Genomic DNA, 14,589 nt, shown 5'->3' on the forward strand with positions numbered 1-14,589 from the left:
GGAGATACTTACATGTCCATTACTATGTGCTATAGAAGTTTCCTTGATTTGAAATAGCCCTAGCTCCATCGACCTTTGAGTTGGCATGTTGTAGTCAGTTCCTTTTCTGCATATCAAATATCCCATTTTTCTTAACTTTTCAAACAACCTATTTGCTCCTACATCAAAGCCATTTTGTTTTAGTATCTTTGCTAGGTCACCAACTAAAATTGAAGTGTGTGAAGCTGTTACTGCATCTGCAAATATTACTTTAGGTTGCTGCAATGTTAGCTGCTTGTCCTTTACGATATTTTCAAACTTTAAATCTTCAATTCTTTTGCTCGCAAATTCCAAGGCTCTTTTCATAATCATTTCAGGACTATTCCATGCTTTTTCTACTTGGATGAAATATTGTCTAGCTTGTTTACCTTTTTCATTTCTTTGAATCATTGCAATTTCTTTTGCCATATCTAATTTAATTACATGATCCACACTTTCTTGTTCTCCTCCAAGGGTAGGACATTTTTGGGACACCCTTATATAATCTTGATTTTCAGAAAATCCATACTCCACCATTCTAGGAAACCATTTTCTATATTCAGTTCCTATCTGTAAAAACTCATGTAGTTGTCTGCCGCTTACTATTACTTCGCCAGTTTCATTTTCACTTACTGGAATTAACTGCTCATTTTTAAAAATCTGTAAATTATTCAATTACTTGTCCTCCTTTTGTATTTTCATTCCCCTGTTTTTTAGATTCAATATAATTATCTAAGAAAAATTCATCTAAATATTTCAAGGCTTTCTCACTTGGCTGTTTAAGCACTCTGAAATGTGCATCTCTTATCCACCCGTCTGTCACTATCCAACCATCTTTAGCTTCTATTAAAGACGGTTCTGGTCTATTCATTTTTTTGCTCTTTCTTATTCTTTTTTAATTTCTGCAATAGCTTGGCAACTTCTTTTTCAAATTCAATTGTTTTAGACATTATCCGTACCTCCCTCCTCAATATTTTTTTCAATTTGTTTCCCATTGATTCCATAAATTTGGGATAGTATTTCTAACTTCAAACTATTGACTTTGACTTCGCCTAATTCAATTCTGTGATATTGTCGGTAAGATATGCCCAAACATTCTGCGACTTTTTTCGCTAGAATTCCTTTTTCTTTTCGTAATTCTTTTAATGCCATTATGCTTTCCTCCTTTCCATATCTGTATTATGTCACAGATTTGTGACGCTGTAAAGTTATCTATATCCCATTATTTTAAATTACCTCGCTCATGCTTGATAATGCTTAACTATACTTATCATGTCACATATATGTGAATTTTGTTTATAATTTTACATTGCAATGTCATGTTTTTGTGACTATAATAAAGAAGAGGAAGAAAGAAAGAAAGGAAGGATTGAAAATGGAATTCAAAGATAGATTAAAAGAATATAGAATCTCATTAGGTATTACACTAAAAAATGAAATGGCAAAAAGATTAGGAATTGCTAGGACGCTATATAGTATGTTGGAAAATGGAACGAGAGAGCCTTCAAAAGATGTTTTAGAGAAACTCTTTATTGATTCCGATAAACCTAGCGAATACTGGACATATGGTATTACAGATATAAAAGAATACTTAAGTATAAGAGAAGAATTTAAATGTTCAAGAGATGCTTTTGAACAATTAAGCGAACTCGGTGAGATTGAAGCTGGCAAGGAATTTTCGGTAGAAGCTAAAGAAATTCTTGCGGCTGCTGCTTTTGCAGACGCAATGCATCTTTTAGAAAAAAAACAAAGCCTTAAATCTATTGATATAAAAGGAGATAAATAGTATGGAAAGGATTGCTATATATGCAAGAAAATCCGTTTACGTAGAAGGTTCTCTATCTATAGAAAACCAAATAAATTTTTGCACAGAATACATGAGAAGAAAACAACCTAACGCTGAATTTGAAATTTTTCAAGATGAGGGATTTTCAGGTAGTAACATAAATAGACCTCAATTTATAAGATTAATGTCCTCTGTACAATTGGGCAAAATTGATTTTGTGGTATGTTATAAAATTGATAGAATTGCAAGAAATATAGTTGACTTTGTAAGCATATTTAATCAATTTCAAAATAACAATGTCCAATTAATATCTATTTCCGAAGGCTTTGACCCATCGACACCCATAGGAAAAATGATAATGATGTTCTTAGCCTCTTTTGCAGAAATGGAAAGAATGAATACGGTACAAAGAGTAAGAGATAATAACCTTGCCTTAGCTAAACGTGGCAAGTGGAGTGGTGGTGGTGCCCCTATAGGATATAAACAAGGAATTAAAACACTAGATATTGAAAATGGTGATGCAATTAGAGAAATATTTGAAATGAAAGCTAGCCGAAAGAATTTAACTGAAATAATGGATTATATAGATATTAAATATGCTAACTTTATAAGTTCTAAAAATGTATTAATGCAATTATTGAGGAAAGCTATTTATGTAAAAAGCTCTGACCTAGCGGGTAATTATTTGATAAAGAATGGTTATAAGATAATAGGTGAAGCTGATGGTATACATGGGTACTTAAGATATAAAGATAAAGAAACTGGTGTTTTTTATATGTGCGTTGCAAGTGATGTTAAAGGAATTGTTGATACTTCTACATGGTTGCAAGTACAAAAGATTGCTGACGAAAATAATAAAAAAGAAAATAGCAAATTCAGTGAAAATTATTGGTTAACAAAAACATTAAGATGTCCTATCTGTGGCAATACTTATATGGGTCAAACTAAAAACTGGTGTAAAAAATACAAACTAAAAGATGGTACTGAAAAGTCATATACTAATACTTATGAATATTATATGTGTAGAGATATGGGAAAAGGTAAGTATAAGACTTGTACTAATAATAAAAGAATAAAAAAAGATGTTTTGGAAACATATGTAGAAGATTATATATTAAATTTACAAAATGAAAAAAGATTTTGCAGTATTTATGATTCACTAGGTAATAAAAATTATGATAGTAATATAAAAATATTAAAAAGAGAAATTACAAAATTAAATAGTCAAATAGAACAATTAACCGAAAAGATAACTTTTGCAAGCATTAAAGTTTCTAAAGTGCTAATGGCTCAACAGGATAAATTATTAATTAAACAAGAACAGCTATCTCAGCAAAAAGAAGAATTAGAATATAAAAATATAGAAATTAAGAATACTAAAACAAATAGAGACGTTGTATATCAGAGTATACGTTCTTTTAATAAAGGGCTTCCAAATAACATTAAAAGAGAATTGGTTATGAACATATTTGAAAGTATTGTGTACGACCCCCAGATTAATGATTTTGCTTCAACTTTTTGCTGATTTGTACAAACAACAATAGGTGAACATCCACCTCTAATATATCCCGTATAGTGTTGAAGTTCACTCAAATCTAACATTTCTATTCTCTTCTCATTAGTTACTTTAGCTACTTTTTTAAAGTCTATCTCTTCTCTAACTGGAATCAAGAAAATATAAATGTTATTTGAAATTCCCTTTGTAACTAAAGTTTTATAAACATATTTCTCTTCTCTACCTATCTTTTTCGATACAGATATCCCATCTATTTTATCATCTTTAACATCATAAGTTATAACCTCATATTCGGCCTTAATCTTATCTAAAATTCGCATAACATTTGTTTTTATCATTGTTTTCTCCTTTGTTGATTAATTATTTACTTTCTCCTTTTTACTTTACTCCATTACTACATTTATTATCATTTTACCATAGGTAGTATAACCTAACAATTAATTACCATAGTATCTAAAAATTAAAGTTAATTCAGCTATTATATATTTATACAATAGAATTTGTCGATAAATTCTATGAATGTTTGTTAAAAAAGTGTTGAACTTTTTGTTGATTAATATATAATAATAAGAGTAATTATCAACTTTTATTAATCGATTACATTTTAGGGGGAAAAAACATGTCAGAAAAAATCAAAAGTACAAAACATTTAACATTGGTATCATTGGTCTTAATGATTTTTACTTCAGTTTATGGCTTCAATAACATTCCAAGATCATTTTATAAAATGGGATATGCGGCTATACCATGGTATATTTTATCAGGAATAACATTCTTCATCCCATTTGCTTTCATGATGGCTGAATTTGGTGCAGCTTTCAAAAACGAAAAGGGTGGAATATACTCTTGGATGGCAAAATCCGTAGGAGCAAAATTTGCTTTTATAGGAACCTTCATGTGGTATTCATCTTATGTAATTTGGATGGTTAACGTTGCATCAACAGTTTGGATTCCAATATCAAATGCAATATTTGGTACAGATACAACAAAGACTTGGGGTCTATTGGGATTAACAGGTCCAAAATTTCTAGGAATACTTGGGATATGTTGGATAATATTTGTTACATTTATATCAACTAAGGGATTAGACAAAATTAAAAAAGTAACTTCACTAGGTGGTAGCGCAGTTGCATTATTAAATATAGTTTTATTTATAGGAGCTATACTAGTATTTATAGGAAATCATGGTCATTTAGCTCAACCAATATCTGGAATTAGTTCATTCATAGATTCACCAAATCCTAAATTTGTTGGGAATGTGCTTCAATCATTTGCATTCGTAGTATTTGCTATATTTGCTTATGGTGGTATAGAAGTTGTTGGAGGATTGGTTGACGAAACAGAAAATGCTGAAAAAAACTTCCCTAAGGGTGTTGTTATTTCAGCGGTTGTTATATCTATTGGCTACTCACTTGGAATATTCCTTGTTGGTATATTCACAAATTGGTCAAGCGTTATGAATGACAAGAGCGTTAACTTAGCTAATGCTGGTTATGTAGTAATGGCTAACCTAGGATATTCTCTTGGTAATGCTTTCGGAGCAAGCCAAGCTACTTCAGTAGCAATGGGACATGGTGTAGCTAGATTCGTTGGACTTTCAATGTTCTTAGCTTTATCAGGTGCTTTCTTTACACTAATGTTCTCACCATTAAAACAATTAATCGAAGGTACACCAGCTAAATTATGGCCTGGAAAAATGGCAGAAATGAAAAATGGAATGCCTCAAAAAGCTATGTGGGTTCAAGCGGCGATAGTTTGTATTATGATTTTCCTTGTTTCTGTTGTTGGTGGAGATTCTATGAAAAAGTTCATCGAAATATTAGTTTCAATGACTAACGTAGCTATGACTCTTCCATACATGTTTATATCCTTTGCTTTCTTACCATTTAAGAAAAACAAAGCTATTGTTAAGCCTTTTGAAATATTCAAAACTGACAGAAGTGCTTTAATATGGACAGTAGTTGTTATGTTCACTGTTGGATTTGCAAATTTCTTTTCAATAATACAACCAGCACTCGAAGGAGATTTACCAACAACAATTTGGAGTGTAGCTGGACCAATATTCTTTACGGCAGTTGCATGGTCAATGTATAACAGCTATGAAAAAAATTATTTCAATAAATCTTTATAATCCAGTTTCAATAAAACAAATCATATTTTCACTTAAAAAGTCTACCCTAATGGGTAGGCTTTTTTCATGTATCAACTCTATGAACTACAATTAAAGTCTAAATCTGCTTCTGAAGTCGGCAATACTATGAACAGATGCGCTTATGATGATTTAGCCATAATTTCTTAATTTATAAAAAAACAGTAACATAAAATATTATTTATCATAATAATATATTGTAGAAAATTTTTATAAGGAGATATGTATGGAAAATTATTCAATGAGGCCTAAAAAATCTAAAGACATGAAGTCAATGAATCAAATGATGGGGATGAATCCTATGACGCACATGATGCCTATGAATCAAATGATGCCAATGGACCCTATGATGCATATGATGCATATGATGCACATGATGCAAATGTGTATGTGTCAAATGATGCAAATGATGCCAATGATGCCAATGAATCAAATGACAGGTATGAATCCCATGATGCACATGATGCCAATGGGTCACATGGGTATGAATCCTATGATGCACATGATGCCTATGGATCAGATGAGTATGAATTCTATGATGGATATGACAGATAGAGACGATATAGGAGAATAGTTTATTACTTAAATTGCAACAAGGTTATATATAGCCCAATGATGTACTTAAACTACATTGGGTTATTTATATATTTAACATAATTTTTGCATCTACCCAATTATAATGATTGAAAAAATATTTAGTATACTATATTATAATTATAATCTAATATAAACATTATAAAGGGGTGAATGCTAATGGATAATAACAATCAGCTTCTGTGTATAAATTTAAGACATAAGCTTCATGAAAATGCTGAAATTTCTGGTAATGAAAATAAAACTATGGAGATATTAATAGATTTCCTGAGAAATAATACTAAGTTCGATATAATTGCTAAAGATGGATATTTCATTGCAAAAAAGATAGCCTGCAAAGATGCCATGAATATTGCATTTAGAGCAGATATGGATGCAATTCCCATGGTAGAAACAACAGATATTGAATATAGATCCAATAATGTAGACGCTGCTCATAAATGTGGACATGATGGACATTGTGCCATACTCGCAGGATTAGCATTAGAAATAGAAAAAAAAACAATAGATCATAGGAATATTTTTTTATTATTTCAGCCTTCTGAAGAAGTTGGTGAAGGTGCTAGAAAAATTGTTCAGGATGGTTTTTTAGTGGAAAATAAAATTGATGAAATATATTCACTTCACAACATACCTGGATATGAGAGAGGAAATATTCTTTATAAAAGAGATGTATTTGCTTGTGCCTCAAAAGGAATTATAATTACTTTAATGGGAAAGCCATCGCATGCAGCTTATCCTGAATATGGTATAAATCCATCCAGTGCTGCTGCCGATATTACTAATTTCTTAAATAATAGTACTAAATCCAATGTTTTCAAAGGAATGGTTCTTTGCACTATCGTAAATATAAATATTGGAGAAAGAGCCTTTGGTACAGCTGCATCCTCAGGTGAAATTTTATTAACATTACGAGGAGAAAATGAAGAGGATTTAATGAAACTTGAAAACCACATATTAGTATTTGTGGAGCAGTGCTGCAGATCGCATGAAATAAACTTTAACATAAGTTATTCTGATGAGTTTCCTGAGACAAGAAATCATGATACATGTATTAATAAAATACTAGAAGTGTGCAATACTAATCATTATAATATTGAAGAACTTCAATCCCCCTTTAGATGGTCTGAAGATTTCGGATATTATTTAAAAAATATAAAGGGCGCAATGTTCGGCCTGGGTGATGGCAAATTACAGCCCCAGCTTCATACTGCTAATTATGATTTCCCGGATAGTATTATTAAGACAGGTGTAGATATTTTTTATAGCATTGCAACCTTAAAATAAAAGCACAAATTATGCAAAAATGAGTATACTACTTTGTAAAAGTTATTTATAAAAATTGTAAATAGTGATAAGATTATAAAAGAAGTTTAAACGAAAAAAAAAGATATTGTCATTTTAAATAATTTGTAAAGTTTACTTCTGTTTGGGAGGAACCAATATTGGATAATTCAACATTAGATAAAGAAGATTATGAAAAAATGGTAAACTTAACTCCACAAATTTTATATATGGCTTACTTTGACGGTAGAATTAAATATGCAAATCCAGCCTTTAATAATGTTTTTGGATATAGTAATGGTGAAGTAAAAGAGTTAAATATATTTTCTATTATACATCCAGATGATAAAAACAACCTAAATAATACATTATTATTAGCTCATAAAGAGCAACAAGATATTGTAAATTTAGAATTTAGATATAAGTGCAAAGATGGCAATTTCAAATGGCTTTCATGGAATATAAAATTTGAGTGGGATAAAGGAATTATCTATGGAGCTGGCCGTGATGTAAGTAATAAAAGGGACCTTGAGCAAACTGTATATGAAAGCAATGAAAAATTAAATGCAATTATTGAAAATATATCTGAGGCATTATTCATCTTTGATAAGGATGGTAACTACACTACATTAAATAAATCAGCCAGGGATATATTCCCTTCTACAGTTGATAACTTTAGTAGCCTAGGCGCAAGTCTTAAAGATAATAAATATTATGATATTTTCGGGGATTTAATTGCCCATGAAGATATGCCAGGTTTTAGAATATTAAGAGGTGAGAAAATATCAGGATATAGAGTAATGAAAACTAATAATACTAGTATTACTTTTTATGATATAAATGGTATTCCTATTTATGATGATAAGGGAAACTTCATTGCCGGAATACAATGTTTGAATAATGTTACAGAAAATGTATTGCATGAAAAAATACTACAAAGCCAATTTGACCTTCTCCACAAGACCATAGATACCCTAGATTTACCCTTTATAAGATTATCCTATCCGGATTTTAGCATCACAGACATTAACCAAAAAGCATTAAATATTATAGAGGGATTAAATCCTAAAATGAACTCTATTGATATTGTTAAAGGACGAAATTATACGGATATTATTACAGAATTTGATAAAACTTATATTTTTCATCATTTTCAAATGATTAAAGATAAGAAAGAAACATCCTATATAAAATATAAGGAGTTAATTGTATTTGGGGAGAAAACATTTGTAAATGTATTATATCAGCCAATACTTGGCCTGGAGGGTGACATCAAACAGGTAATAGCAATTATACTTGATATAACTAAAGAAACTAGAGCTAAACTTCAACTAGAAAAGAACTTGAAAATGCAGGAAGAATTTTTTATAAATATTTCCCATGAGATTAAAACTCCTTTAAATGTTATTTTTAGTACCACTCAATTATTTGACTTATATATGAAAAATAACTCATTAATAGAAAATCAAGATAAGCTTGAGAAATATATTAAGGTCATAACTCAAAACTGCAATAGACAATCAAAATTAGTTAATAATTTAGTAGATTTATCCAAAATTCAATCTGGTTTTTTTAAGTTACATATGTCCAATACAAATATAGTTAGTGTTGTTGAAGAAATTGTTCAATCTGTATCTGAATATGTTGAAAATAAAGGATTAAAGATTATTTTTGATACCGACATTGAGGAGAAAATTATTGCTTGTGACCCTACTAATATTGAAAGGGTTATGTTAAATCTTATTTCCAATGCAATTAAATTTTCTATGCAGGGAGATGAAATATTCGTAAATATACACGATAAAGTCCATAGTGTTGAAATATTTGTAAAAGATACGGGTATAGGGATTGAGAGTGCTTATTTAGATGTTATATTTGAAAGGTTTAGGCAGGTTGATAAGTCATTATTTCGAAATGTTGAAGGAAGCGGTATAGGTTTATGCCTTGTTAAGTCAATTGTTGAACTTCATGGCGGAAGTATTAACCTTGAAAGTGAAATAGGAAAAGGTAGCAAATTTACAATAGAATTACCAAACAGAATAGTATCGGTACCCTCTGATACTATTGAAAATAAAAGTATAAAAAGTGACCTTCAAACAATTAACATTGAGTTTTCTGATATTTATTCATAATATCTTAGCATGTAAATTTCACAAGCTACATGCTACAAAAACAAGCCAATATTAAAATTTATTGATATTGGCTTGTTTTTTATTTAAGTAGAACTAATATCCTTTTCTTCTAGTTAGAACTCTCAGCATCATTTTTTGTAGAATTATCACTTGTGGCTCCGCCAACGCTACCACAGGTTTTTGAGCTATAATCCCCCCAGTAATCATCCTCAGGTATTTTTACACCCATAATCTTAGCTTGCTCAGTTTTATTTTTAGCATTGTCTACTTTTTCATTCATAAAAACACCATCCTTTTATCATTTATTATAGGATAGCATTTGCCATTCGCTATTAATTTATGTAAATTGTATTTTTTCATTATCAAAAAAAACACCGATGTTAATCATCAGTGTTTTTGTAATGTTATATATATTAATTATAACTCTATAACTGTGCCCATATGCATTTTTAAAGCACAATTATAAATATCATATGCAGTTACAACATCCATAACGGCTATACCTACTGTTTTATAAATGGTGATTTCATTATCATTTTTTCTTCCTTCAATCATTCCTAGCAGAACTTCCCCAATTTCTCCGTCTATTCTGCTTTTATCAATAATACCTTTATTTATTGGTATTATAAGATCTCCTGATTCTGAAAGAACTGCATCTTTAGAATCAACAAATACTTTGTTTGCATTCTTTATTGTATATTCATCTATTTCCTGCATAACCGGAGTATATGAACCTACTGCATTTATGTGAGCACCCTTTTTTACAAATTTCCCATCAATAACAGGCATTTTTGAAGTTGTTACAGTTGTTATGATATCTGCATTTTCAATAGCTTCCTGTGTTGTTTTGGCAACACTTATTTCTGTGCCGAATTTAGCAAATTTTTCAGACATTTTTGTACAAAACTCCTGAGCCCTTTCTAAATTCATATCAAATATTTTTACAGAATCTAGATTTCTTACTGTTAACATTGCTTCTAATTGGCACTCAGCTTGTCCACCAGTACCTATAAGAGCGCCTTTTTTAGCATCCTTAACTGCAAGCACATCAGTGGCAGCACCGGAACCTGCTCCTGTTCTTAACTGAGTAAGATATGTTCCATCCATTATGCAACAGACATCACCTGTTTTTCCATCCATTAGTATCATTTTTGCCGGTACTGAAGGCATTCCATTTTCAACATTCTTTGGGAATACAGAAACTATCTTTATTCCTATACTATCTATGTCTTCCACATAAGCGGGCATAAACAGACTTTGACCTGACAATTTTGGAATATCAATATTTGTTCTTAATGGAACCACACTTTTATTCTGTGAAAATAATTTAAAAGCGGTTTTATCCGAATCAATTGCATTTTTCATACTGAAAATATTTTCTATATCATGTTTTGTAAGTAATAACATTTTGTACCTCCTATATTTTTACTTCAACTAACCTTTAAAAATATCTATTAATAGAGGATCAGTTTTATATTTGAAGAGATTTTTCGATAATATCTACATTTTCTCGAAAATATCTCTAATATTACCTGCTGATTTCTTAAGTTCTTCATTATCAGAATTATTGACTGATTTTATAAGTTTAAGACAATAAGCATCATGTTTCACATATTCCTTAGCCATAAAAACCATTGCATAATTTTGTGTCCAAATAACCTCACATATCTTATTATTTTCTATGCAGCCAAATAATACTTCATTTGAATCGGAAACTATAGTAACCCATCTTCCAGGAATATCTTTAAGTTTTTCACTTTCGAACCCATGCTTATATAGAATGTTCAAATCAACATCGTATTTCTGCCCTGCACTGTACAAAATAACCATGGGATCTATTTTTTTTGATTCTAATAATTTTAATCCATCAAAAATTTCATCTATATCTTCCCGCCAAATCTGAATAAAAAGTTCTTTTTTTGTATTTTTTATAATCTCCCTGCACTTATCAAAAATATTATTATACCCTTTTATATGCCAAATAAAATCCATATTTATACTTTTGTCATATTCTAAAAGTTCACTTTCTATCTCTTCAAGTAAGGAATTATAGTTATCTTTCTTTTTTGATATTAGTTCCTTTACAGGAATACAGGTGTAATATTTAGGGTTTTCAGATTTTGAACAAATTGAAAAATTCTTCCGAACCAAGTTTTCAAGTACCGCATATACTTTCGACCGTGCTACCCCAGATATTTTGCTAATTTGATAACCCGTTGAAGGACCATTCTTTAGGAGCTCTACATAAACTTTCGCTTCAGAATCATTTAATTCAAGCGACTTTAAAAGTAAAATTATTTTTTCCATAAACTAGTCTCTCCTTTAAATCATCTCCTGCGGAGCTGTAATTAACGACTTCAGAAGGAGATTTAGACTCCCACTGAAGTTTTCCTTTTGTTGTAGTATGTGACCCCCATTTATAGAAGTGGGAGACTTCCTTCTGAAATGTCGTTAAAATAGTAGTTACCTATGGTGACTATCATATAATATTGATGAAAATATGTCAATAAAAAATGAGTAGCGATGTTCCATAGTAATTTTAGATATTACAAAAATATTATATTGACGCGTCAAAGACCCGATGAATAAATCTTATATTTATCCAGCGGGTCTATAACCTTTCGTAAAATGTATATATGAAATAACCTTAGCGTTACTTGCTAAGCTTTCTAAAAAACTCTCACTGTAGTTACATTTTCAGTTAATATTTTCATCTAAAATATATGCAGCAAAAGTTGTTTCTGTTTTTGGATCATAATATATAGATAACACTATTCCATCATATTTAAAATTACTATATGCAAAAGTGGTACGTTCTTCCACAGCTTTTCCAAATACACTCTGAAAGCTACCTATTTTACTACCAAGTTTTGCACCATTAAAATCTATATCCTTATTATCAATGTATATCTGTTCTACTGGTCCATTCCCATAATTTTTAAACCAAACTCGAATATCTAATTGTGAAAACTCCAATCCCCCATCATCAATAGTAGTTGATTTCTCTCCAAGCTTTGCTACAAGTTCTTTTTTTCTTAAGCCTATCAATTTAATATAGTTTTTAAAACTGATATTTTTTTCAGGGGTTTCTTTAGCACTTTGAACTGTTTGTTTAGAACGTGGATTATTACCTTTAGTCATAGCCTTTGATGTGTATGCCACGGTGAATAATATTAATAATATCACTATGGCTAATTCAGCTATTTTTCTCATAAAATCGCCCCTTCTAATAAGCTTATCTAATAATACTTATTATATGGGATGTTCTCCACCACTTTGTATCAAACCAATGTCAATTTTACTACAAAATGGTTACAAAACTACTTAATTATCATTTTGTTGTTCCATAATAAACAACCATAACATTAGTAACGCTAGACTTACTTAAAATGCTGGCAAAGTAGCCCCTTTGTATAATTCTTGTATAACCTTCTTTGTTTCATCTGTTTGGTATGCCTTAACTAACTTTTTTAATGTTGCATTGTCTTTATCTTTAGTTTTTACAGCAATTATATTAAAGTAATTTTTTACACTTTCCCTTTTAACATCTTCAGTATAAATAGAATCTTTTAGTGGTGAATAGCCTGCATCTACTGCCACACCATTATTTATAGCAGCAATGTCTACATCCTGTATTGATCTTGGAATTTGAGTCGCAACAAGTTCAATTATCTTAAGATTTTTTTTATTTTCTATAATGTCTTTTACTGTAGGAGTTATACCTACTCCCTCCTTTAATTTAATTAATCCCGCTTCTTGAATTAATATAAGTGCCCTTCCACCATTACTTGCATCATTTGGAATAGCAATTCTGGCTCCATCTTTAAGAGTTTTTATATCCACAACTGTTTTGGAATATATTCCCATAGGCGCTAAAACAGTATTCCCTATTGATGTAAGATCTAATTTGTGATCTGCTTTAAATTTATTAAAGTAACCTATTGTTTGAAAGGCATTTGCATCAATTTCACCATCACTTAATGCTTGATTAGGTCTTATATAGTCGCTAAAATTTACTAATTGAAGATCAATATTTTCTTTAGCTAATTTTACTTTTATCTTATCCCAAAGCACATGTTCATCTCCTGTGACACCCAATTTAATTACTTGTTTCTTGGTTGGTGTATTACTTGGCGTAGTAATTACCTCTTTTGAACTTCCACAGCCTACTAAAGCAGTTATTGTAATTAACGCCACTACTGTTAATACTGATATTTTTTTTATTATCATTTTAAATCCCCCTATTTATTTTGGATAGCGTAAACACTATCTTTATTTTAATGATTTAATTTTTTCAGTATAAATTCTCCAATACTTTGTATTGATGTTACCAATACAAGAAGAATTAATATTGTTGCCACCATTATATCTGTTTTAAAATATTGATAACCGTATCTGATGGCGAAATCACCTAAGCCGCCCCCACCAACAGTTCCAGCCACTGCTGAGAATCCAATCAAACTTACAGTAGTAATTGTAAGTGCATATACAATTCCAGGAAGCCCTTCTTTAAGTAAAACTCTATATATTATTTCAAAAGAACTTGATCTCATGGCCTGAGATGCTTCTATAACTCCTTTGTCAATATCCAAAAGTGCTGATTCCATTTGTCTTGCCACAAATGGAATTGAACCAATAACTAGTGGGACTAAAGCCCCTTTCATTCCAATAGTAGTCCCCACCACAAGACGAGTAAAAGGTATTATTGCAGCAAGTAATATTACAAATGGTATTGCTCTGAATATATTTATACTTTTACCCACCACATTGTAAATTGCGCTATTCTCTAAAATATTGTCTGGCCTTGTAACTACTAAAATGATTCCTAAAGGAATTCCTATAAGTGTAGAAATAAATCCGGATATGCTCACCATTCCAATAGTTTCCCATAATGCTTTTATCATATCAGGAAATAATTCCACTACGTTTGGCAGGTAATTTACTAAAAACTGATGCATGCTTTATCACCTCCACATTTATATTGAGCGTTCACGGAAACTCCTTAGTTCCTGTGATTACTCATTTTTAGTATCATTAATTTTTGTTGATTCCCCCACTTTTTTCGCATAAAACACTTGACAAGTTTGTAGAATTTTGCGGTCCTCCTATT

Annotated in this window: 15 protein-coding genes and 1 pseudogene; 6 read left to right on the forward strand and 10 right to left on the reverse strand. The window is 30.6% G+C overall.

From position 1 onward, the window contains the following. From Ctaglu_RS23210 to Ctaglu_RS23220, 3 genes are all read right to left on the reverse strand, one after another. On the reverse strand, positions 1 to 693 hold a 693-nt coding region (locus tag Ctaglu_RS23210), incomplete at its 3' end, for a phage antirepressor KilAC domain-containing protein (RefSeq protein WP_125006231.1). Further along, positions 686 to 889 carry a hypothetical protein gene (locus tag Ctaglu_RS23215; RefSeq protein ID WP_125006233.1) on the reverse strand — a complete coding sequence of 68 codons (204 nt, stop codon included), beginning with the start codon at positions 887 to 889 and terminating at the stop codon, positions 686 to 688. The genes Ctaglu_RS23215 and Ctaglu_RS23210, both read right to left, overlap by 8 nt. A 71-nt stretch (positions 890 to 960) precedes the next feature. Beyond that, positions 961 to 1,170: a helix-turn-helix domain-containing protein gene (locus tag Ctaglu_RS23220; protein WP_125006235.1), complete on the reverse strand. Its 210-nt coding sequence runs from the start codon at positions 1,168 to 1,170 to the stop codon at positions 961 to 963. Between the two features lie 223 nt (positions 1,171 to 1,393). Here Ctaglu_RS23220 and Ctaglu_RS23225 point away from each other — a divergent pair, with 223 nt between their 5' ends. After that, entirely contained in the window at positions 1,394 to 1,804 is a 411-nt protein-coding gene (locus tag Ctaglu_RS23225; RefSeq protein WP_125006237.1) for a helix-turn-helix domain-containing protein, read from the forward strand. 1 nt (position 1,805) lies between these two features. Further along, positions 1,806 to 2,246, forward strand: a pseudogene (locus Ctaglu_RS26540) (recombinase family protein); the annotation flags it as partial. A 959-nt stretch (positions 2,247 to 3,205) separates the two neighbouring features. Here the strand turns inward: Ctaglu_RS26540 and Ctaglu_RS26090 are convergent. Continuing rightward, positions 3,206 to 3,658 carry a YbaK/EbsC family protein gene (locus Ctaglu_RS26090; protein ID WP_125006241.1) on the reverse strand — a complete coding sequence of 151 codons (453 nt, stop codon included), beginning with the start codon at positions 3,656 to 3,658 and terminating at the stop codon, positions 3,206 to 3,208. 281 nt (positions 3,659 to 3,939) lie between these two features. On the opposite strand from Ctaglu_RS26090, the gene yjeM reads away from it, so the two are divergent. The 4 genes from yjeM to Ctaglu_RS23255 all read left to right on the forward strand — a co-directional run bounded on the left by yjeM (position 3,940) and on the right by Ctaglu_RS23255 (position 9,479). After that, entirely contained in the window at positions 3,940 to 5,451 is a 1,512-nt protein-coding gene (yjeM, locus tag Ctaglu_RS23240) for a glutamate/gamma-aminobutyrate family transporter YjeM (protein ID WP_125006243.1), read from the forward strand. A gap of 244 nt (positions 5,452 to 5,695) precedes the next feature. Next, on the forward strand, positions 5,696 to 6,043 hold the full coding sequence (locus tag Ctaglu_RS23245; RefSeq protein ID WP_125006245.1) for a hypothetical protein: 348 nt from the start codon (positions 5,696 to 5,698) through the stop codon (positions 6,041 to 6,043). A 179-nt stretch (positions 6,044 to 6,222) separates the two neighbouring features. Next, complete coding sequence (locus Ctaglu_RS23250) at positions 6,223 to 7,350, forward strand: amidohydrolase (protein ID WP_185732934.1); 1,128 nt, start codon at positions 6,223 to 6,225, stop codon at positions 7,348 to 7,350. A gap of 158 nt (positions 7,351 to 7,508) precedes the next feature. After that, positions 7,509 to 9,479 (forward strand): sensor histidine kinase, encoded by a 1,971-nt coding sequence (locus tag Ctaglu_RS23255; RefSeq protein WP_125006249.1) that lies wholly within the window; start codon positions 7,509 to 7,511, stop codon positions 9,477 to 9,479. A 109-nt stretch (positions 9,480 to 9,588) separates the two neighbouring features. Here Ctaglu_RS23255 and Ctaglu_RS23260 read toward each other — a convergent pair whose 3' ends face one another. The 6 genes from Ctaglu_RS23260 to Ctaglu_RS23285 all read right to left on the reverse strand — a co-directional run bounded on the left by Ctaglu_RS23260 (position 9,589) and on the right by Ctaglu_RS23285 (position 14,437). Next, positions 9,589 to 9,759: a small, acid-soluble spore protein, alpha/beta type gene (locus Ctaglu_RS23260; RefSeq protein WP_125006251.1), complete on the reverse strand. Its 171-nt coding sequence runs from the start codon at positions 9,757 to 9,759 to the stop codon at positions 9,589 to 9,591. Positions 9,760 to 9,896: 137 nt separating this feature from the next. Beyond that, positions 9,897 to 10,886 carry an ornithine cyclodeaminase family protein gene (locus tag Ctaglu_RS23265; RefSeq protein WP_125006253.1) on the reverse strand — a complete coding sequence of 330 codons (990 nt, stop codon included), beginning with the start codon at positions 10,884 to 10,886 and terminating at the stop codon, positions 9,897 to 9,899. 93 nt (positions 10,887 to 10,979) lie between these two features. Next, positions 10,980 to 11,786: a TrmB family transcriptional regulator gene (locus tag Ctaglu_RS23270; protein ID WP_125006255.1), complete on the reverse strand. Its 807-nt coding sequence runs from the start codon at positions 11,784 to 11,786 to the stop codon at positions 10,980 to 10,982. A gap of 390 nt (positions 11,787 to 12,176) precedes the next feature. Then, a complete protein-coding gene (locus Ctaglu_RS23275; protein ID WP_125006257.1) occupies positions 12,177 to 12,692 on the reverse strand; it encodes a hypothetical protein in 516 nt (171 codons plus the stop codon). Positions 12,693 to 12,863: 171 nt separating this feature from the next. Next, positions 12,864 to 13,709, reverse strand: a complete 846-nt coding sequence (locus tag Ctaglu_RS23280) for a MetQ/NlpA family ABC transporter substrate-binding protein (RefSeq protein ID WP_125006259.1) — start codon at positions 13,707 to 13,709, stop codon at positions 12,864 to 12,866. 47 nt (positions 13,710 to 13,756) lie between these two features. After that, a complete protein-coding gene (locus Ctaglu_RS23285; protein WP_125006261.1) occupies positions 13,757 to 14,437 on the reverse strand; it encodes a methionine ABC transporter permease in 681 nt (226 codons plus the stop codon). Positions 14,438 to 14,589 lie beyond the last annotated feature (152 nt).

Source organism: Clostridium tagluense (assembly GCF_003865095.1).
Taxonomy (GTDB): domain Bacteria; phylum Bacillota; class Clostridia; order Clostridiales; family Clostridiaceae; genus Clostridium_AD; species Clostridium_AD tagluense.

What these genes read in the sequence shown, in the direction of transcription:
- Ctaglu_RS23225 (WP_125006237.1), top strand. Translation starts at nt 1,394, where the DNA reads ATGGAATTCAAAGATAGATTAAAAGAATATAGAATCTCATTAGGTATT.
- Ctaglu_RS23245 (WP_125006245.1), top strand. Translation starts at nt 5,696, where the DNA reads ATGGAAAATTATTCAATGAGGCCTAAAAAATCTAAAGACATGAAGTCA.
- Ctaglu_RS23285 (WP_125006261.1), bottom strand. Translation starts at nt 14,437, where the DNA reads ATGCATCAGTTTTTAGTAAATTACCTGCCAAACGTAGTGGAATTATTT.
- yjeM (WP_125006243.1), top strand. Translation starts at nt 3,940, where the DNA reads ATGTCAGAAAAAATCAAAAGTACAAAACATTTAACATTGGTATCATTG.
- Ctaglu_RS23250 (WP_185732934.1), top strand. Translation starts at nt 6,223, where the DNA reads ATGGATAATAACAATCAGCTTCTGTGTATAAATTTAAGACATAAGCTT.
- Ctaglu_RS23270 (WP_125006255.1), bottom strand. Translation starts at nt 11,786, where the DNA reads ATGGAAAAAATAATTTTACTTTTAAAGTCGCTTGAATTAAATGATTCT.
- Ctaglu_RS23265 (WP_125006253.1), bottom strand. Translation starts at nt 10,886, where the DNA reads ATGTTATTACTTACAAAACATGATATAGAAAATATTTTCAGTATGAAA.
- Ctaglu_RS23215 (WP_125006233.1), bottom strand. Translation starts at nt 889, where the DNA reads ATGAATAGACCAGAACCGTCTTTAATAGAAGCTAAAGATGGTTGGATA.
- Ctaglu_RS23275 (WP_125006257.1), bottom strand. Translation starts at nt 12,692, where the DNA reads ATGAGAAAAATAGCTGAATTAGCCATAGTGATATTATTAATATTATTC.
- Ctaglu_RS23220 (WP_125006235.1), bottom strand. Translation starts at nt 1,170, where the DNA reads ATGGCATTAAAAGAATTACGAAAAGAAAAAGGAATTCTAGCGAAAAAA.
- Ctaglu_RS23280 (WP_125006259.1), bottom strand. Translation starts at nt 13,709, where the DNA reads ATGATAATAAAAAAAATATCAGTATTAACAGTAGTGGCGTTAATTACA.
- Ctaglu_RS26090 (WP_125006241.1), bottom strand. Translation starts at nt 3,658, where the DNA reads ATGATAAAAACAAATGTTATGCGAATTTTAGATAAGATTAAGGCCGAA.
- Ctaglu_RS23260 (WP_125006251.1), bottom strand. Translation starts at nt 9,759, where the DNA reads ATGAATGAAAAAGTAGACAATGCTAAAAATAAAACTGAGCAAGCTAAG.